The sequence below is a fragment of the Candidatus Sphingomonas phytovorans genome, from assembly GCA_029202385.1.
In the GTDB taxonomy this organism is placed as follows: Bacteria; Pseudomonadota; Alphaproteobacteria; order Sphingomonadales; family Sphingomonadaceae; genus Sphingomonas; species Sphingomonas phytovorans.
In genome coordinates this window covers 3,721,667-3,740,644 of record CP119314.1, presented here as the reverse complement: position 1 = coordinate 3,740,644, position 18,978 = coordinate 3,721,667, and the positions used below count along the sequence as shown (strand labels likewise).

Here is an 18,978-nt window from a genome sequence, read left to right as displayed (position 1 = left end):
CGGATGTGGGATCACTGCTCGCCGAAGCGGATCGCGCTTCGGCGTCGCAGGATTTTACGCGAGCACAGGCGCTGCTCCGGGATGCGGCGGGGATTGAACCGCAGGATCTTTCCATCCTCCTGAAACTCGCAGGGGTGAGCCGGGCTGCGGGCCAGCCGCGCGTGGCGCTCGACGCCGTGCACCGCGCGCTCGCCGTCTCCCCGCTGGACTTCACCGCGCTGCTGATGCGGGCAACGCTGCTGGACCGCCTGGGTGACGAGACGGCGGGAGAGGCGTGGGGTCACGCGCTTGCCCAGAGACCGCAGGCCGCGCCGCCGCCGCAGATCGCGGTGGTGCTCGAACAGGGCGAGCGCCGATATGCCGAATGGCTCGATCGGCGGGAAGCCAGGCTGAAGGCTGGCATGGCGCTGGTGGAGCAGCGCGCCGATGAAGAAGAGCGTGCGCGTATTGCGCGCTTCCGGAACAATGCATTGCGCCGGACGCGCCCTTATCACAGCGAGCCCACCCATTTTCACTTTCCGGGCCTGGTGGAGCGGGAATTCCATCCGCGGCGCCATTTCGACTGGCTCGATGCGCTTGAGGCGGCGACCGACATAATTCAGGAGGAATTCGAGACGGTGATGGGGGCCGAGCGGGCCGAGCTCGTTCCCTATATCCAATATGCCGACCATCTCCCGCTTCGCCAGTGGCAGCCGCTCAACCATAATGCCGACTGGACGGCGATTCATCTGTGGCAGAACGGACGGCAAATCGAGGCCAACGCCCGCTATTGCCCCCGCACGCTCGATCTCCTCTCCCGGCTGCCGCAGCCGGCGATCCCCGGGGCTTCTCCCAACGCGATGTTTTCCCTGCTTGCGCCCGACACCGTCATTCCCCCGCATGTCGGCGTCAGCAACGGCCGGCTCGTATGCCATCTCCCGCTGGTGGTTCCGGAGGGCTGCTGGTTCCGGGTCGGCGCTGAAACGCGTTTCTGGCGCCGGGGAGAAGCCTTTGTGTTCGACGATACGATCGAGCATGAGGCAGCGAATCCGAGCGACCAGCTCCGCGTCGTCCTTATCTTCGATATCTGGCATCCGGATCTGACCGCGATCGAGCGCGAGGCGGTCGCGGCGCTCATCGCAGCAGACGGTACCGCGGCAAGCGGCCTGTGACCTTTTCGTCCCGGCTCGCTGCGGCTCGGCTGGGACAGGCGGACGCGGGCAGCCTCGCCGAACTGGCGGAACTCGCGCTCGATGAGGGTGAGGAAGAACAGGCGCTTCCCCTGCTGACTCGCGCGGCGGCGCAAGGGGCCAATGCGCAATTGTGGCAATGGACCGGATTGCTCCAGCGGGCGCTGGACGAGCATGTGGCCGCATCACGATCCTTCGCGCAGGCCGCACGCCTCGCGCCGGCCGTTGCGAGCATCGCCCATGGCCGAGCCCATGTGGCCCTTGAAGCTGGTCTGGATTCAGTCGCACTGTTCGAGCAGGCGCGTCGGCTCGCGCCGGCGAACGGGGAGATTCTGCTCGGGCTGGCCGCCGCGCGCCTGGCGGCGGGTCGTGGGGAACAGGCGGCGGCCGAGCTCCAGGCGATTCTGGATCGAGAGCCGAGATGGATTCACGGTCACCTGCAATTGGGCCAGATTCAATCGATGCTCGGGCGACCCGAAAGGGCGACTCATTCTCTCGATCAGGCACTCAAACGCCTCCCGGGCGAAGGAGCGTTGTGGCAGGGCCTGTTCGATCTTCTTGTACGCAGCGAGAATTATACCGGCCTGCGAGAGGCGCTGCAGCGAGCCGGGAAAGCAGGGCATGGGCAGGACGCCCGCGCCGAATATGAGGCGATCGCGGCCGTGGAACTAGGGGAAGACGATACCGCCACCGTCCTGTTCGACAGCGTTCCCGCCTCCGCCCGGCCGCGCCTTGCGCTCTGGCGGGTCCGCCATCTGCTGAGAAGCGGCAGGGCAGCGGATGCTGTCACGCTCATCGATCGCGAACTGGCGACGGATCGTGCCGTGGCCATGTGGCCCTATGCCGCCGCCGCCTGGCGGCTGACGGACGATCCCCGCAGCGCATGGCTGGAGGATTCGCCGGACCTCGTCGCGGTGGTGGATCTCGGCCCGGCGTTGCCGGCGCTGGAGAGGCTGGCCGATCGTCTGCGCTCGCTCCACGTGGCGAAAGGACAATATCTGGATCAGTCGGTCCGTGGCGGGACTCAAACCGACGGTCCGCTTCTCAGTCGCATCGACCCGGAGATCCGGGCCATGCGCGCGGCGATCGAGCAAGCCGTCGCGCGCTATGTCGCCCAGCTCCCGCGGCCGGATGCCGGGCATCCGCTCCTTGGTGCACGGCGCGACCGTCGAATCCGTTTCACCGGCAGCTGGTCGGTTCGGCTTCACGACGGCGGATTCCATGCCAACCACGTTCATCCCCAAGGCTGGATCAGCTCGGCACTGTATATCGCGCTTCCCTCGCGCGGGCCGGATGAGCATGTGCACGCCGGCTGGCTGGCATTGGGCGAACCTCAGGCAGCGTTGAAGCTTGATCTGGCGCCGAGTCTGCTGATCGAGCCGAAGGCGGGCAGGCTGGTGCTGTTCCCCTCATGGATGTGGCACGGGACGCGGCCCTTTGCCGAGGGGGAGAGGCTGACGGTCGCGTTCGATGTCGCGCCGCCGCGCTGAAACCTTTCGATTGTCGCGCAGAAATATATGGCCATTCCGGACGGTCTGAGGCAGATTTCAGGCCTGATCAACGTCCCGAGAGAATCGCTTATGAATCCCGTCTTCCGAGTTGCCTTGCTGGCGGCGGTCGCCAGCCTCATGCCGGCACCGCTGGCTGCAGAACAGAAGAACGATGCAGGCGCGGCGTCGAAGAAGCGCGATCCGAACCAGATGGTCTGCGAGAACCAGGAGGTTCTGGGCAGCCGGTTGGCGGTCAAGAAGATCTGCATGACGCGAAGCCAATGGGCGGAGCAGCGCCGCGTCGATCGGGAGACAGTCCAACAGTCGCAGGTCAGCGGCTGCGGGAGGAAGGTTGGTTGCTGATCCGACCATCGGCTTCCGGGGGGCGAAGCACGATAAAGGATACCTGATAGGCGTGCAGGGGCATGATTCGACTGGAACGGATCATGCCCCTGATTTTCTTCTGATGGTCGCGATGGGCCAAGACCGCCCCTAGCCGACCTGCAACTCCAGCTTCCCGTCGCCTTCATCGACTCTCACGGTCGATCCGTCTTTCACGTCGCCCCGCAGGATCAGGTCGGCAAGCGGATCCTGCAGGTAGCGCTGCACCGCGCGCTTCAGCGGCCGTGCGCCATAGACCGGGTCATAGCCGACCCGGCCGAGCCACGCGCGGGCGCCGCTGGTAAGGTCGAGCGTCACCTTGCGGTCGGCCAGCAGCTTCTGGACGCGCGCCACCTGGATATCGACGATCGGCGCCATCTCGCTCTGGCCGAGCCGGTGGAACAGGATGACCTCGTCAAGCCGGTTGAGAAATTCGGGGCGGAAATGACCGCGCACAATCTCCATCACCTGGGGCTCGACCGAGGATACGTCCTCGCCATCGGGCAGGCTCGACAGATACTGGCTGCCCAGGTTCGAGGTCAGGATGATCAGCGTGTTGGAGAAATCGACCGTGCGGCCCTGGCCGTCGGTCAGCCGGCCGTCGTCAAGCACCTGGAGCAGCACGTTGAACACATCACCATGCGCCTTCTCGACCTCGTCGAACAGCACGACCTGATAGGGCCGGCGCCGCACCGCCTCGGTCAGCACGCCGCCTTCCTCATAGCCGACATAGCCGGGAGGGGCGCCGATCAGCCGGGCGACCGCATGCTTCTCCATGAACTCGCTCATGTCGATGCGGACCATCGCCGACGGATCGTCGAACAGGAATTCGGCGAGCGCCTTGGTCAGCTCGGTCTTGCCGACGCCCGTCGGCCCGAGGAACAGGAAGGAGCCGAGCGGGCGGTTGGGTTCCTGCAGGCCGGCACGCGCGCGGCGCACCGCGGTCGAGACGGCGCGGACCGCCTGGCTCTGCCCGATCACCCTCTTGCCCAGCGCTTCTTCCATGCCCAGCAGCTTGGCGCGCTCGCCTTCAAGCATCCGGTCGACTGGAATGCCGGTCCAGCGGCTGACCACGGCGGCGATGTCGTCGGCGGTCACTTCCTCGCGCAGCATCGCGCCCTTGGTGGTCGCCTGCGCGTCGTCGAGCTGCCGCGTAAGCTGCGGGATCGTGCCGTAGGATAGCTCGCCCGCCCTGGCGAGATCGCCAGCGCGTTGCGCCTGGTCGAGTTCGAGCCGCGCTGCGTCGAGCTGTTCCTTCAGCTTCGCCTCGGCGTTGATCTTGTCCTTCTCGCCCTGCCAGCGGGTGGTCAGCTCGGCCGATTGCTGTTCGAGATTGGCGAGCTCGCCCTCAAGGGTCGTCAGCCGGTCGCGGGAGGCTGCGTCGCTCTCCTTCTTCAGCGCCTCGCGCTCGATCTTGAGCTGGATGATCCGCCGGTCGAGCGTCTCGATCTCCTCCGGCTTGGACTCCACCTCCATGCGGATCCGGCTGGCTGCCTCGTCCATCAGGTCGATCGCCTTGTCGGGCAGGAAACGGTCGGTGATGTAGCGGTTCGACAGGGTCGACGCGGCGACGATCGCCGCATCGGTGATGCGCACGCCGTGATGCAGCTCGTACTTCTCCTTCAGCCCGCGCAGGATCGAGATGGTATCCTCGACCGTCGGCTCGCCGACGAAGACAGGCTGGAAGCGCCGCTGGAGCGCCGCGTCCTTCTCGACATATTTGCGATATTCGTCGAGCGTGGTCGCGCCGACGCAGTGGAGTTCGCCGCGCGCCAGCGCCGGCTTGATCATGTTGGAGGCGTCCATCGCGCCGTCGGTCTTTCCGGCGCCGATCAGCGTGTGCATCTCGTCGATGAACAGGATGATGTCGCCCTCGCCGGCGCGCACTTCGTCGAGCACGCCCTTGAGCCGCTCCTCGAATTCGCCGCGATATTTGGCACCGGCGATCATGCTGCCGATGTCGAGCGACATCAGCTTCCGGTCCTTCAGCGTATCGGGCACGTCGCCATTGGCGATGCGCAGCGCGAGCCCTTCGGCGATGGCGGTCTTGCCGACGCCGGGCTCGCCGATCAGCACCGGGTTGTTCTTGGTGCGACGGGCGAGGATCTGGATGGTGCGGCGGATCTCCTCGTCGCGGCCGATCACCGGATCGAGCTTGCCGTCGCGCGCCGCCTGGGTCAGGTCGCGGGCGAATTTCTTGAGCGCATCGAACCGGCTCTCGGCCCCGGCACTGTCGGCGGTGCGGCCAGCGCGGATCTGGTTGATCGCCGCGTTGAGCGCATCGGCCTTCACCCCCGCGGCAGCCAGCGCCTTGCCGGCGGCGGTGGTCGTGGAAAGCGCCAGCGCGAGCAGCAGCCGTTCGACCGTGACGAAGCTGTCGCCGCCCTTGGCCGCGACCTGCTCGGCCTGGTCGAGCACGCGTACCGCGTCATTGTCCAGCCCCGGCGTCTGCTGGGCGCCGCCGCCCGAGACGGCGGGAATCCTTGCCAGCGCCGCGTCGGTTTCGGCCACGGCGCGTTTCGCGTCGCCGCCCGCGGCCGTGATCAGTCCCGCGGCCATGCCCTGCTCGTCCTCGAGCAGCGCCTTCAGGATATGGTCGGGCGAGATGCGCTGATGGCTCATCCTGATCGCCACCGTCTGCGCCGATTGCAGGAAGCCCTTCGCGCGATCGGTGAATTTTTCCAGGTTCATTGTCGTCCCTCCAGGTCTCGCCCGAATATGGTGTTGTATATATGCAACACAAGCCTCTCCAGCAGGACTTTTTCGCCCTCGTTTCAGAGGGGCCGGAAGGTGTCACATTCCTGTCTTGCCAGTCACGCACGAACGACATGTTCCTCCCATAATTGTGCAACGCACAACGCCTAGGCGCGACGAGGGCGCCAGGGAGTGGGGCGCCCCGGACTTAACGCCCAAAAGGGGAAATCGACATGCGTCATCTTCACGCCTGGCTGCTGGCTGGCACTGCCTTGTGCTCGCCATTCGCTGCGAACGCTGCCGTCACCACCGACAAGCCAGCCGCCGCAGGCGATGCGGCTGCCGCCGATACCACGCCCGATTCAGCCGCGCCGGACGAAGCGCCCGCTGCAGATGCCCCCTCCGCCGATATCATCGTGATCGGCCGTGGCGAGACGCGCCAGGTCCAGCGCATCAGCCAGGTCGATATCGAGCGGCTGGCCGCGGGCACCAGCCCGCTCAAGGCGATCGAGAAGCTGCCCAGCGTGAATTTCCAGTCGGCCGACGCCTTTGGCGCCTATGAATGGTCGGAGCGCGTTTCGATCCGCAGCTTCAACCAGAACCAGATCGGCTTCACGCTCGACGGCATCCCGCTCGGCGACGGCAGCTATGGCAACACCAACGGCCTGCACGTCAGCCGCGCGATCTCGTCGGAGAATATCGGCCAGACGATCGTGTCGCAGGGCGCAGGATCGATCGGTACCCAGGCGACCAACAATCTCGGCGGTACCATCGAGTTCTTCTCGAGCGATCCCAAACCCACTTTCGGCATGACGCTGAACGGCACCTATGGCAGCCAGAACACGGTGCGCGCCTTCGGCCGCCTGGACACCGGCGTGCTCGGTGAAAACGGGCCGAGCGCCTATGTCTCCTACGGCTATCTCGATACCGAGAAGTGGAAGGGCTTCGGCTCGCAGCGCCAGCACCAGGTCAATGCGAAGTTCGTCGCACCGATCGCCGATGTCCGCCTCGTCGGCACGTTCGATTTCTCGGATCGCCGCGAGAACGACTATCAGGATCTGTCGCTCGACATGATCCGCCGTCTCGGGCTGAACAACGACAATATCTCGAACAATTATCCGCTCGCGGTCGCGATCGCCGATGTGCTTGCCTATAACGGCGCGCACCCGACGGCACCGCTGCCTTATCCGGCGCCCTACGCCACCGCCGACGACGTCTATTACAATGCGGCGGGTCTGCGGGTCGACTATCTCGCCTCGCTCGGCATCGAGACGGCGAAGGACGCGCCGATCCATGGTGAACTCAAGGCCTATTATCATTCGAACCATGGCCAGGGCATCTGGTTCACGCCGTACACCGCGACGCCGGGCGGCGCGCCGCTCTCGGTGCGCACGACCGAGTACGACATCCGCCGCAAGGGCGTGTTCGGCTCGATCGGCGGCAAGCTCGGCTTCAACGACATCACCGTCGGCGGCTGGTACGAGAAGAATGATTTCCGCCAGGCCCGGCGCTTCTACGGCCTCACCAGCCGCATGGCCCCGACGCGGGACTCGCTCGAATTCCAGTCCAATCCCTTCTTCACCCAGTGGGATTTCAAATACGGCACCGAGACCATCCAATATTACGTCCAGGACAAGATCGCGCTGGGCAATCTGACGATCGATTTCGGCTGGAAGGGCTTCGACGTCCGCAATTCCGCCACCCCGATCGTCTCGGGCGGCCTCGCGGCGGGCAAGATCAAGGTCACCGACTGGTTCCAGCCGCATGGTGGCTTCAACTACAAGCTCAGCGAGAGCGCCGAGCTGTTCGGCGATTTCACCCAGGTGAAGCGCGCCTTCGTCTCGTCGGCGACGACCGGCCCGTTCGCGACCACCCAGCCCGGTTTCAACGCGCTGCTCACCACCAGCAAGCTGAAGCCCGAGGAATCGAACACCTATGAACTGGGCGGCCGCTTCAAGAACCGCTGGTTCAACGGCCTGATCGCGGCTTATTATGTCGACTTCCGCAATCGCCTGCTCGGCGTGACGACCGGCGCGGGGATCGTCGGCAACCCGGTGATCCTGCAGAATGTCGGCGCGGTCCGCTCCTATGGCTTCGAGGCGGCGGGCGAGGCGAAGCTCGGCCATGGCTTCGGCGTGTTCGCATCGTACAGCTACAATGACTCGACCTATCGCGACAATGTCAGCGCCACCGTCCTGACCAAGGGCAAGACGACCGTCGACAGCCCGAAGCATCTGGCCAAGGGCGAGATCACCTATGACAAGGGCATGTTCTTCGGCCGCATCGGCGCGAACTACATGAGCAAGCGTTACTTCACCTACACCAACGACCAGTCGGTGCCTGAACAGGTGATCTTCGATGCGACCCTTGGCGCCCGCGTCACCCTGCCGGGCGAGCGCAAGGTCGAACTACAGCTCAACGCGACCAACCTGTTCGACAGGAAATATATCTCGACCATCGGGTCGAACGGCTTCGGCAACAGCGGTGACAACCAGACGCTGCTCGCGGGCGCGCCGCAGCAGTTCTTCGTCACGGTGAAGACCGGCTTCTGATCGTCGCGCCGCCGCCGCTTCCACGCTCCGCGCGGAGGCGGCGGCAATCGCGCTCGCTCCGGCCGCCGCGTACCGCTACACCACCCGCATGACATAAAGAGCGGGTGAGGGTGGATGCGGCGGATTTTCGTAAGAGGCGCGACCGGACTGGTCGCCTTGTTGATCCTGGCCGCGATCGGCCTCGCCATCTGGGAGCCGCTCACCGCGAGCGCGCCCGTGGCCCCGCCCGCCCACTCTTATGACGTGAAGATCGCGCGCGACACTTTCGGCGTGCCGCATATCTTCGGCAAGACCGATCCCGATGTCGCCTACGGCATCGCCTATGCGCATGCCGAGGATGATTTCTCGACCCTGCAGGAAGTGCTCGCGATGACGCGCGGGCGGCTCGGTGCGATGACCGGCGGCGATGGGGCGAAGACCGACTATGTGCTTCACCTGCTCGGCGCGCGCGAGACGGTCGATCGCGATTACCTGAAGCAACCGGCCGATGTGCGGGCATTGCTCGATGGCTATGCCTCCGGGTTGAACCGCTATGCCGAGAAGCATCCGGGCGAGGTGCGGCTGGCGAAGCTCTTCCCGGTCAATGGCCGGGATGTCGCGGTGGGTTTCGTGCTTCGGTCGCCCTTCTTCTTCGGGCTGGATTCAGTGCTTGGCGCACTGGCCGGTGACACGCCGTTGCCCAGGGAGAACGCCGGACCGGTGCCCGACGCGCCTGACATCACGCCGATCGGCCCGAACGGGAATGAGAACGGCTCAAACGCCTTCGTCGTCGCGCCGAAGCGCTCGGCCGACGGATTCACCCGGCTCGTCTCCAACTCGCACCAGCCCTGGCGCGGCGGCGTCGCCTGGTATGAACTGGTGGTGCATTCGCAGGCCGGCTGGAACTTCGCCGGGGCGACTTTTCCCGGCGCGCCCTATCCGCTGCTCGGGCACAACCGGACGCTCGGCTGGACCAACACGGTCAACCGGCCCGACCTGATCGATATCTACAAGCTCACGCTCAATCCGGCGGGCGATGCGTATCGCTTCGACGGTGCATGGCGCCCGCTCGAAAAGACGCGGGTCTGGCTGCATGTGAAGCTGTGGGGCCCATTCGTGCTGCCGGTGCCGAAGACGGTGCTGCGCGCGGTGCAGGGGCCGGTGGTCGAGAACGCCAGGGGCGCGTTCGCGCTTCGTTACGGCGGGGCCGACCAGTTGAGGATGGTCGAGGAATATTACCGGCTCAACCGGGCGCGCGATTTCGCCGAATGGCAGAAAGCGCTGGCCATCCAGGGGGTGCCGGCGACCAACTTCCTCTATGGCGATGCGGCGGGCAACATCGCCTATTTCTACAATGCGAGCTTCCCCAACCGGAAGCCGGGCTATGATTATGCCAAGGTGCTGCCGGGCGACACGTCGCGCGACCTCGCGGCTGGGACGGTGCCCTGGGCGCAGGTGCCGCGCAACGTGAACCCCGCCTCGGGCTTCCTGATCAACGCCAATAACACTCCCTTCCAGGCGGCGGGGACGGGTTCGGAAATGAAGCCGGCGGACTATTCCCCGCTGCTCGGGATCGAGACCGACACCACCAACCGGGCGACCCGCGCGCTGGAACTGATGGGGGCGACCCCCTCGATCAGCGACGCTGATCTCCACCGGATCAAGTTCGACACCGGCGTCAGCCGGGTGAGCTGGGCGGCGAAATGGTTCGCCGATCTGGCAGCCGTCGACCCCAAGGACGACCGGACGCTGATCGAGGCACAGGCGCTGCTGGCGAAATGGGACTGGAATTACGACGGCAAGGGGCCGGCCGATGCGATCGCTGCGCTGCTGCTGCGCGCCGGCAACAAATGGCATTATCAGCGGCGGCCCGAAGCCGATCCGCGCGAGGAACTCGGCAAGGCGGCCGCTTATCTGAAGAAATATTTCGGACGGCTCGATCCGCCACTCGGTACCGTCCTGCGTGTCCGCCAGGGCAAGGTCGACCTGCCGATGGACGGCGGCCCCGACGTGCTCCGTGCCGCCGCCCTGTGGGACGAGGCGCCTGACGGCCGGCTTGTGGTGAAGCATGGCGACAGCTTCATCATGTTCGTCGCGTGGGACAAGGCGGGCAGGGTCAGCTCGCAATCGATCCAGCCCTTCGGCGCCGCGACGACGCGGCCCGAATCGCCGCATTATGCCGATCAGGCCCCCTTGTTCGTCCGGCATGAGCTAAAGCCGGTGTGGTTCGATCCGGCGCAGCTCAAGGACCATGTCGAGCGGGTCTATCGTCCCTGAGCGGCCCCGATTGCGCGGCGCATCGGCCGCGTTATACCTGCGTAATATACGTGCTTATTCGAGGACATATCTTCCATGAACATCAAGCTGTTCGCGCTCGCGGGCGTGGCGCTGGGCGCGCTCGCGACGCCGGTCGTCGCGGCGCCGTCCCCGGCCGCTACCGCTAAGGCCGCTCCGATCAAGCCGGCCCCAGTTTCAGTCCTCGTGAAGAGCGTCGATATTCCCTATCAGGAATTCACCCTCGCCAACGGCCTGCGCGTGATCGTCCATACCGACCGGAAGGCGCCGATCGTCGCGCTGTCGGTCTGGTACAATGTCGGGTCGAAGTTCGAGCCCGCCGGCAAGACCGGCTTCGCCCATCTGTTCGAGCATCTGATGTTCAACGGCAGCGAGAACGCGCCGGGCGATTATTTCGCGCCGATGAAGGAAGTCGGCGCGACCGACCTGAACGGCACGACCTGGTTCGACCGCACCAATTATTACGAGACGGTGCCGACGCCAGCACTTGCGCGCGCGCTGTTCCTCGAAAGCGACCGGATGGGCTATCTCACCGGCGCGGTGACTCAGGGTGTGCTCGACGAGCAGCGCGGCGTCGTCCAGAACGAGAAGCGCCAGGGCGACAACCAGCCCTTCGGCCTGGTCGAATACAGCCAGCTTGCCGCGCTGTTCCCGAACGGCCACCCCTATCGCCACTCGACGATCGGCTCGATGGCCGATCTCGACGCCGCCAGCCTCGTCACGGTGAAGGACTGGTTCCACGATCATTATGCGCCGAACAATGCGATCCTGTCGCTTGCCGGCGATGTCGACCTTGCCACGGCGAAGCTGCTGGTCGAGAAATATTTCGGCGCGATCCCGCGCGGCCCGGTCAGCGTGGTGCCTGAGGTCAACGTCCCGACCCTCGCCGCCGCCAAGGCCGAGGTGATGAAAGACAGGGTTTCGACCACGCGCATCTACCGCATGTGGACGGTGCCGGGCGTCAACGACAAGGATTCGACCCTTCTCGACGTGACTGCGGGCGTGCTCGGCGGGCTTTCCAGCTCGCGGCTGGACAATGCACTGGTGCGCAAGGAAAAGATCGCGGTACGCGTCTCCGCGAGCAACCAGACCTTCGCGCAGGTCGGCCTGTTCGAGGTCTATGCCGATGTGAAGCCGGGCGTCGATCCGGCGATCGTCGCGAAGCGCCTGGACGAGATCGTGGCTGATCTGATCGCCAAGGGCCCGACCGCCGACGAGGTGCAGCGCGTGGCGACGGGCACCGTGACCCGCACGATCCAGGGCCTTGAATCGGTCGGCGGCGGCGGCGGCAAGGCGGCGACCCTGGCCGAGGGCGCGCTCTATTCGAACGATCCCGCTGCGTACAAGAAACAGCTTGCGATCATGGCGGGCGCGACGCCGGCGATCGTCAAGGCGGCGACGGCGAAGTGGCTGAGCCGGCCGGTCTATGCGCTGACCGTCGTGCCCGGTCCCCGCGAGGCCTATACCGAGGCGGCGGCGGTCGAGCCGAAGCCGTCGACCGACGTGCCGGTCAAGGGCACGCGCGGCGCGATGCCGGCCGTCGCCGCCATCTCCGACATCGATTTTCCGCCGGCGGTGCACACCAGCCTGAAGAACGGCATCGAGCTGATCTATGCGCAGCGCGGCGCTGTGCCGATCACCCAGGCGGTGATCAGCTTCGACGCTGGCGTTGCCGCCGATCCGGCGGCCAGGCTCGGCACGCAGCAGCTGACGCTCAACATGATGGACGAGGGCACCACCTCGCTCGATTCGATCGGGATCGCCGAGGCCAAGGAAAGGCTCGGCGCCGCCATCGGTGCGGGTGCGAGCGCCGATCGCACCAGCCTGACTCTGTCGGTACCCAGCCCCAATCTGGTGCCGGCGATCGACCTGTTCGCCGATATCGTACGCAACCCGGCCTTTGCGCCGGCCGAGGTCGATCGAGTCAAGAACCAGCAGCTTGCGCAGATCTCGGCCGAGCTGACCAGCCCGGGCGGCCTCGCCTCGCGCGTCATGCCGCGGCTCGTCCATGGTCCGGCCTCGCCCTATGCCAAGTCGTTCGGCAGTGGCGATCCCAAGGCGGTCGCGACACTGACCCGCGACGATCTGATCGCCTTCCAGCACGCGTGGCTCCGGCCCGACAAGGCGCGCATCTTCGTCGTCAGCGATCGGCCGCTGGCCGAGGTGAAGGCGGCGCTCGACGCCGAATTCGGCGACTGGAGCCCGACCGGTCCGGCCGGCGTGAAGGATTTCTCGGCGCCGTCGACGCCGTCCACGCCGAAGATCGTGCTGGTCGACCGGCCGGATTCGCCCCAGTCGCTGATCTATGCGGCGACCCCCACGACGCTGAAGGGCACTGACGATTTCGTGCCCCTGCTCGCCGCCAACGACACGCTCGGCGGCGGCTTCCTGTCGCGCATCAACATGGATCTGCGTGAGGACAAGCATTGGTCCTATGGCGCGAGCGGCAGTTTCCAGCGCGCCGAGTTCGCCGCCCCCTATGTCATCCAGGCACCGGTGCAGGTCGACAAGACCGGCGCCTCGATCGCCGCGCTGCGCGCCGATGTGGGGGATTTCCTGACGACCAAGGGCATCACCCCGCTCGAGTTCGACCGAACGATCGCCGGCATGATTCGCTCGCTGCCTGGCAATTTCGAAACGGCGGGTGCCGTGCTGGGCGGCATGCAGTCCAACAGCCTCTACAAGCGGCCCGACGATTATTATGCAAAACTTCCTCAGGCTTATCGCGGGCTGAAGATCGGCCAGCTTGACGCTGCGGCACGCGCGGTAATCGATCCGTCGAAGCTGATCTGGGTCGTCGTCGGCGACGCGAAGACCGTTCGACCCCAGCTTGACAGCCTCGGGTTGCCGGTTGAGGTGGTGCCGGCGGCGTCCGTCGCGGACGTGCGCTAGGGATTCAGGATCAGGAGAGAAGACATGGCTGAAGTCGACGGCACCTGGGATACGGTCGTGAAGTCGCCGCTCGGTGACCAGAAGGCAACCTTCGTCGTGAAGAGCGACGGCGGCAGCTTCACCGGCACCAACACCGGCGCGATGGGATCGGTCGAGGTGACCGGCACCGTGGACGGCAATGCGCTCCACTGGACGATGAACATCACCGTTCCGATGCCGATGACGCTTGACTGCAATGCGACGGTCGAGGGCGACACGCTGACCGGCACGGTCGGCGCCGGCGCATTCGGCAGCTTCCCGATGTCGGGCACGCGCGCCGGCTGATCGCGTCCGGCTCGTGTAACGAAGCGGCCCGCCTTCCACCCGGAAGGCGGGCCGTTTTCATTCCCGCGCCAGCCGGGTCACATGGCCCATCTTGCGGCCCGGCCGCACTGTCTTGCCATAGAGGTGCAGGCGCGCGCCCGGTTCCTCCAGGATCTCCGCCCAGCGATTGGCGTCCTCGCCGATCAGATTCTCCATCTCGACGCGCGGTGCCATCAGGCCCGTGTCGCCGAGCGGCAGGCCGCAGATCGCGCGGATATGGTTCTCGAACTGGGAGGTGACGGCGCCCTCGATCGTCCAGTGCCCGGAATTGTGCACGCGGGGCGCCATCTCGTTGAACACCGGCCCCTGGTCGGTCGCGAAGAATTCGAGCGTGAGCACGCCGACATAGCCGAGCGTGTCGGCGACACGGCCGGCGAGCGCCGCCGCCTCTGCCCAGTGCCGTGCGATCTCGGCGGGCGCGGGGAGCGAGGAGCGGGCGAGGATGCCGTCGACATGCTCGTTCCAGGGCGGCGGATAGCTGACCATCTCCCCATCGGCGCCTCGGGCGAGGATGATCGAGAATTCATGGCTGAAGGTGACGAAGCCTTCGAGGATCGCCGGACGCTCCCCGATCTCGGCCCAGGCCGCCTCCGCCTCGTCGGCGGTGCGGATACGGACCTGGCCCTTGCCGTCATAGCCGAGCCGAAGCGTCTTCAGGATCGCGGGGGCGCCGATCGCCGCCAGCGCCTGCTTCAGCTCGCCAAGGGTCGTGACCTTGCGCCACGGGGCGGTGCGGCCGCCGAGACCGTCGACGAAGCTCTTCTCGGTGGCGCGATCCTGCGCGACCTCGAGCGCGGCGGGTGCAGGGTGCACGGGCAGCCGGGTCGCGAGATAGCGGATCGGCTCGATCGCGATATTCTCGAACTCGTAGGTGACGACATCAGCCGATGCGGCAAGCTCGTCCAGGACGATGCGGCTGTGATAATCGGCGCGGGTGAAGCTCGAGGCGGTCTGCGCGGCGACGCTTTCGGCGTCGGGGGCGAGAACCTGGGTACGATAGCCGAGCTGCGCCGCCGCCACCGCGAGCATTCGTCCGAGCTGGCCGCCGCCGAGGATGCCGATGGTCGAGCCGGGGGGCAGCGGTGTCCTGGGGCCGGTCATTCGGGGTCGGTCACCACGGCATCGGTCTGCGCGGCGCGCCATTTCTTGAGGCGCTCGGCCAGCAGCGCATCGTGCGTGGCGAGGATCGCGGCGGCGAGCAGCCCCGCATTCTTCGCGCCCGGCTTGCCGATCGCAAGCGTGCCGACGGGGATGCCGCCGGGCATCTGGACGATCGAGTAGAGGCTATCCAGGCCCTTCAGCGCCTTGGATTCGACCGGCACGCCGAGCACCGGCAGATGAGTCATCGCGGCGGCCATGCCCGGCAGATGCGCCGCGCCCCCGGCGCCGGCGACGATCACCTTGAGGCCGCGCACCTCGGCATGGGTCGCATAGTCGTAGAGACGCTGCGGGGTGCGATGCGCGGACACCACCTTGCTCTCATGCGGCACGCCGAGCTCGGCAAGGATGTCGGCGGTATGGCGCATCGTGTCCCAGTCGGACGCGCTGCCCATGATGATGCCGACAAGGGGATGGTCCGTCATGAGAGGTGCCCCGGTAGAAGGAGCGGCTTCCTAACCATGGTGAGGAAAGAGGGCAACTTACTTAAAGCCCCTCCCCTGAAGGAGGAGCTTTGGAAGACCTCAGCGCTCGCTCAGATAATAGCGGTCGGTTGCGTTCAGTGCTTCGTCCAGTTCGTAGACGATCGGCTGGCCGGTCGGAATCTCCAGGCTGGTGATCGCATCGTCCGGGATGTTCGACAGATGCTTGACCAATGCGCGGAGCGAGTTGCCGTGCGCCGAGATCAGCACGCGCTGCCCGGCCTTGAGCGCTGGGGCGATGCGGCCCTCCCAATAAGGCAGCACTCGCGCGATCGTGTCCTTCAGGCTTTCGGTCGAGGGGATCGCGATACCGGCATAGCGGCGGTCGGTGGACAGGTCGAAGGCGCTGCCCGGCTCGAGCGGCGGGGGCGGGATGTCGAAGCTGCGGCGCCAGACATGGACCTGTTCGTCGCCATGCTTGGCCGCGGTCTCGGCCTTGTCGAGCCCTGTCAGCCCGCCATAGTGTCGCTCGTTCAGATGCCAGTCCTTCTCGACCGACAGCCACAGCCGGCCCATCTCCTCAAGCGCGAGGTCGAGCGTCTTGATCGCCCGGGTCTGCAGGCTGGTGAAGGTCTGGTCGAAATCCAGGCCCTTCTCCTTCATCAGCCGGCCGGCGGCGCGCGCTTCCTCCGCGCCCTTTTCGGTCACGTCGACGTCCCACCAGCCGGTGAAGCGGTTTTCGAGGTTCCAGGCGGACTGGCCGTGGCGGATCAGGACGAGGGTCGGCATGGTTTCTCCGAAGCGATCGATGACGCGCCCGTCTCTAGCGATTGGCGGCGGAGAGGCAACTTGCGGCGCACGCATCGCGCATGGCATTCGGGCCGCAAGGAGAAACGCCATGGCGATCGTTCGGCAGACACTTGTGTACAATGGTCCGGGCGGGCCCTTCGAGGGCGTGATCGCCTATGAGGACGAGGTGAGAACGCTCAGGCCCGGCGTGCTCGTGGTGCCGAACGTGCGCGGGCAGAAGGAAGCCGACACGCTCAAGGCGGAGGCGCTGGCGAGGCTCGGCTATGTCGGCTTCGCCTGCGACGTGTTCGGCCAGGGCAAGCGCACGACGCCCGAATCCCCGGACATCGGCGTCTATATGAACGAGATGAATGCGGATCGCGCGCAACTGCGCGATCGGCTGCAGGCGTCGCTCGACGCGCTGAAGGGCTTCGACCGGGTCGATCCGGCGAATACCGCGGCGGTCGGTTTCTGCTTTGGCGGCAAGTGCGTGCTCGACATGGCGCGCGCCGGGCTGGATTTCCTGGGCGGGGTTAGCTTCCACGGCGTGTACGACCGGCCGGACTACGCCAGCACCACGCCGATCGGGCCGAAGCTGCTTGTCTGCCATGGCTGGGAGGACCCGCTGGCGCCGCCCGACGCGATGGTCGCGCTGGGCCGGGAACTGGCCGAGGGCAAGGCCGACTGGCAGATCCACGCTTATGGCAATGCGGGCCATGCCTTTACCGACCTGGCGGCGAAGGCGTCGACCCGGCCGGGCGTCGCCTATGAAGAACGCGCCGACCGGCGGAGCTGGGAAGCGATGAAGGATTTCCTGGCTGAACTGTTCTGAAGCGGTCCGGCCGGTCCAGCTACGCCGTTCGTCCCGAGCAGCCCTTTCGGCTTGTCTCAGCCCCTGCCCAGGACGAACGGTGATTGTCTTCGGTCAGATCGTGTCGATCACCTCGGCCAGCACTTCCAGGCAGGAGTGGCCGAGCTGCTTGCTGCGCTCAGGCGACCAGCCGAATTCCGGGTCGGCGTTCGCATCATGGTCCTTGAACGGCATCTCGAGGGTCATCGCCACCGCGCCGAAGCGTTCGGCGACCTGGTTGGTCGACATGCTGAGGTTGGCCTTGCCCGGGCTCGACTTCTCATAGCCCTTCTCGATCTGGAAATCGGGCGTGTGGGCGGCGAGGCGGCGGGCGAAGTCGTAATATTTCTCGCCAAGCTCGTCGGTCCAGCTCGGAATACCTTCGAAGCCGGCGAGGAAATTGGCGGGGATCGCCTCGTCGCCATGAACGTCCATCGCGAAGGCGACGCCGGTCTCGTCCATCGCATTGCGCACGCACAGTACTTCGGGGCTCTGCTCCGCCGTCGGCGTATGCCATTCGCGGTTGAGGTTCACGCCGGCTGCGTTGGTGCGCAGATGGCCGCGAAAGGTCCCGTCCGGGTTCATGTTCGGCACGACATGGAAGGTTGCCTTGGCGAGCAGGGCGGCGGTGACGGGATCCTCGCTGTCGGTCAGGCGCTCGAGCGCGCCCTCCATCCACCATTCGGCCATGGATTCGCCGGGATGCTGGCGGGCGTAGAGCCATACCTGCTTCGGGCCGTCGCCGATGCTGAAACAGTCGATCGCGCGGCCGTCGAGCGACAGGCCGAGCTGGCGATGGGTGACGCCCGGCTGAAGCGCGGTCGCGGCGACCAGCGCGTCGTGGCGCTCCATCGTATAGGGCGCGAAATAGGCGAACCAGACCAGCTCGCTGTCACCCTCCCAGTCGAACTCAAGCACGCCGTCGGCATAGCGCGTCTCGATCATCCGCCAGTCGATCCGGTCCGTCGACACGCGCGTTTTGTAGCCCGGCCAGCCGAAGGGATAGGCCGAGGAACCCGCATTTAGGATGCGATAGGTGATCTTGCGTCCCGTCGCCCCGGCGACGCGGAAATAGAACCATTGGAAGAAATCGGACTGGTGATCGTGGACGATCTCCAGGTCGATGCGGTCTCCGGCGACGGCGACCAGGCGGATATTGCCGCCGTCGAAGGCGGCGTTGATCTGAATGCTCATTTGATCGTGATAGAACGGCCGGATTCGCCGGGGAAGCCCAGGAACAATGCATGGGCCAATTTGGTTGCGGCGACGCTGGTCTGCGCGCCGGGCCCCTTGTCGTCGTCGCGGGTCTGCGCACGGCCTTCCCACACCACCGTGCCGTCGCTGCGCCGTCGGATCTGCACCGACATCTGGCTCGCCGTCACGTAACGCGACCGCGCCTTGCCGATGGGAAAGGAGACGCCGCCACCGACGCCGACCCCGCCGCCATAGCCGCCGCCACCGCCGGCACCGATCCCGACGGTGAACGGGGAACGGCGCGGCGCCCCTTCCAGCGTCGTGCGGTTGACGCCGACGACGGCCAGATATTGCGCGGTCACATGAGGCTCGGGCGCGCTGTAGCCCTGTTGCAGCAGCTCGGCCTGCACCGCGCTCGCATAGACGCTGAATTCGAGGCTCGCCGGCGCGTCGCCGGTCATCGGCTCCACCGTCACGGTGCCGCGCTCAAGCGGCGCGCCGAGATGGAATCGAGTCACCTGCACCGGCGCGCTGCCCGTGGCGGCGCAGCCCGAAAGGCCCGTGGCCGCCAGTGCGATGAACAATCCACGTGCCTTCATCATAAATGCCATCCTTCGAATCCGTCGCCACGCCCCCGCTACGCCCGATAGACCTTTCCTTCTTCCGTGTCGCCCGGGTTGACTTGGGCACCTCTCGTCCATATGCGGGCGCCTCTTTCCAAAACCCGAGAATCAAAGAAGCGAATCGATC

At 66.1% G+C, this 18,978-nt stretch carries 14 protein-coding genes; 8 read left to right on the top strand and 6 right to left on the bottom strand.

What is annotated here, in order from left to right:
- Positions 1 to 5: 5 nt before the first annotated feature.
- From P0Y59_17160 to P0Y59_17150, 3 genes are read left to right on the top strand one after another with little or no spacing between them, the layout of a single operon-like run.
- Entirely contained in the window at positions 6 to 1,151 is a 1,146-nt protein-coding gene (locus tag P0Y59_17160) for an aspartyl/asparaginyl beta-hydroxylase domain-containing protein (GenBank protein WEJ98661.1), read from the top strand.
- Positions 1,148 to 2,659, top strand: coding sequence for a putative 2OG-Fe(II) oxygenase (locus P0Y59_17155; protein ID WEJ98660.1), 1,512 nt, complete (start codon positions 1,148 to 1,150; stop codon positions 2,657 to 2,659). The genes P0Y59_17160 and P0Y59_17155 overlap by 4 nt, the downstream gene beginning before the upstream one ends.
- A gap of 27 nt (positions 2,660 to 2,686) precedes the next feature.
- On the top strand, positions 2,687 to 3,022 hold the full coding sequence (locus P0Y59_17150) for a hypothetical protein (protein ID WEJ98659.1): 336 nt from the start codon (positions 2,687 to 2,689) through the stop codon (positions 3,020 to 3,022).
- Positions 3,023 to 3,151: 129 nt separating this feature from the next.
- Here P0Y59_17150 and clpB read toward each other — a convergent pair whose 3' ends face one another.
- Positions 3,152 to 5,731, bottom strand: a complete 2,580-nt coding sequence (gene clpB, locus P0Y59_17145) for an ATP-dependent chaperone ClpB (GenBank protein WEJ98658.1) — start codon at positions 5,729 to 5,731, stop codon at positions 3,152 to 3,154.
- A 236-nt stretch (positions 5,732 to 5,967) separates the two neighbouring features.
- On the opposite strand from clpB, the gene P0Y59_17140 reads away from it, so the two are divergent.
- The 4 genes from P0Y59_17140 to P0Y59_17125 all read left to right on the top strand — a co-directional run bounded on the left by P0Y59_17140 (position 5,968) and on the right by P0Y59_17125 (position 13,776).
- On the top strand, positions 5,968 to 8,286 hold the full coding sequence (locus P0Y59_17140) for a TonB-dependent receptor (GenBank protein ID WEJ98657.1): 2,319 nt from the start codon (positions 5,968 to 5,970) through the stop codon (positions 8,284 to 8,286).
- A gap of 114 nt (positions 8,287 to 8,400) precedes the next feature.
- Complete coding sequence (locus P0Y59_17135; protein WEJ98656.1) at positions 8,401 to 10,542, top strand: acylase; 2,142 nt, start codon at positions 8,401 to 8,403, stop codon at positions 10,540 to 10,542.
- A gap of 75 nt (positions 10,543 to 10,617) precedes the next feature.
- Positions 10,618 to 13,452, top strand: coding sequence for a pitrilysin family protein (locus P0Y59_17130; GenBank protein WEJ98655.1), 2,835 nt, complete (start codon positions 10,618 to 10,620; stop codon positions 13,450 to 13,452).
- A gap of 24 nt (positions 13,453 to 13,476) precedes the next feature.
- Positions 13,477 to 13,776 carry a hypothetical protein gene (locus tag P0Y59_17125; GenBank protein WEJ98654.1) on the top strand — a complete coding sequence of 100 codons (300 nt, stop codon included), beginning with the start codon at positions 13,477 to 13,479 and terminating at the stop codon, positions 13,774 to 13,776.
- Positions 13,777 to 13,833: 57 nt separating this feature from the next.
- On the opposite strand, the gene P0Y59_17120 is transcribed toward P0Y59_17125, so the two are convergent.
- The 3 genes from P0Y59_17120 to gpmA form a co-directional block, all read right to left on the bottom strand.
- Positions 13,834 to 14,916 (bottom strand): 5-(carboxyamino)imidazole ribonucleotide synthase, encoded by a 1,083-nt coding sequence (locus P0Y59_17120; GenBank protein WEJ98653.1) that lies wholly within the window; start codon positions 14,914 to 14,916, stop codon positions 13,834 to 13,836.
- A complete protein-coding gene (gene purE, locus P0Y59_17115) occupies positions 14,913 to 15,398 on the bottom strand; it encodes a 5-(carboxyamino)imidazole ribonucleotide mutase (protein WEJ98652.1) in 486 nt (161 codons plus the stop codon). The genes P0Y59_17120 and purE overlap by 4 nt, the downstream gene beginning before the upstream one ends.
- 99 nt (positions 15,399 to 15,497) lie before the next feature.
- Entirely contained in the window at positions 15,498 to 16,184 is a 687-nt protein-coding gene (gene gpmA / locus P0Y59_17110) for a 2,3-diphosphoglycerate-dependent phosphoglycerate mutase (protein WEJ98651.1), read from the bottom strand.
- A 109-nt stretch (positions 16,185 to 16,293) separates the two neighbouring features.
- On the opposite strand from gpmA, the gene P0Y59_17105 reads away from it, so the two are divergent.
- Positions 16,294 to 17,016, top strand: a complete 723-nt coding sequence (locus P0Y59_17105) for a dienelactone hydrolase family protein (protein ID WEJ98650.1) — start codon at positions 16,294 to 16,296, stop codon at positions 17,014 to 17,016.
- Positions 17,017 to 17,109: 93 nt separating this feature from the next.
- Here the strand turns inward: P0Y59_17105 and P0Y59_17100 are convergent, their stop codons facing one another.
- Together P0Y59_17100 and P0Y59_17095 are read right to left on the bottom strand one after the other, a co-directional pair.
- Entirely contained in the window at positions 17,110 to 18,228 is a 1,119-nt protein-coding gene (locus P0Y59_17100; GenBank protein WEJ98649.1) for a M14-type cytosolic carboxypeptidase, read from the bottom strand.
- Positions 18,225 to 18,827, bottom strand: coding sequence for a DUF4136 domain-containing protein (locus tag P0Y59_17095; protein ID WEK02607.1), 603 nt, complete (start codon positions 18,825 to 18,827; stop codon positions 18,225 to 18,227). Before P0Y59_17095 ends, P0Y59_17100 begins: the two co-directional genes overlap by 4 nt.
- Between the last annotated feature and the right edge of the window lie 151 nt (positions 18,828 to 18,978).

Bases quoted from the DNA above. Each gene is read 5' to 3' on its own strand.
- P0Y59_17150 (WEJ98659.1), top strand. From the start codon at position 2,687: ATGGCCATTCCGGACGGTCTGAGGCAGATTTCAGGCCTGATCAACGTC.
- clpB (WEJ98658.1), bottom strand. From the start codon at position 5,731: ATGAACCTGGAAAAATTCACCGATCGCGCGAAGGGCTTCCTGCAATCG.
- P0Y59_17140 (WEJ98657.1), top strand. From the start codon at position 5,968: ATGCGTCATCTTCACGCCTGGCTGCTGGCTGGCACTGCCTTGTGCTCG.
- P0Y59_17135 (WEJ98656.1), top strand. From the start codon at position 8,401: ATGCGGCGGATTTTCGTAAGAGGCGCGACCGGACTGGTCGCCTTGTTG.
- P0Y59_17130 (WEJ98655.1), top strand. From the start codon at position 10,618: ATGAACATCAAGCTGTTCGCGCTCGCGGGCGTGGCGCTGGGCGCGCTC.
- P0Y59_17125 (WEJ98654.1), top strand. From the start codon at position 13,477: ATGGCTGAAGTCGACGGCACCTGGGATACGGTCGTGAAGTCGCCGCTC.
- P0Y59_17120 (WEJ98653.1), bottom strand. From the start codon at position 14,916: ATGACCGGCCCCAGGACACCGCTGCCCCCCGGCTCGACCATCGGCATC.
- purE (WEJ98652.1), bottom strand. From the start codon at position 15,398: ATGACGGACCATCCCCTTGTCGGCATCATCATGGGCAGCGCGTCCGAC.
- gpmA (WEJ98651.1), bottom strand. From the start codon at position 16,184: ATGCCGACCCTCGTCCTGATCCGCCACGGCCAGTCCGCCTGGAACCTC.
- P0Y59_17105 (WEJ98650.1), top strand. From the start codon at position 16,294: ATGGCGATCGTTCGGCAGACACTTGTGTACAATGGTCCGGGCGGGCCC.
- P0Y59_17100 (WEJ98649.1), bottom strand. From the start codon at position 18,228: ATGAGCATTCAGATCAACGCCGCCTTCGACGGCGGCAATATCCGCCTG.
- P0Y59_17095 (WEK02607.1), bottom strand. From the start codon at position 18,827: ATGAAGGCACGTGGATTGTTCATCGCACTGGCGGCCACGGGCCTTTCG.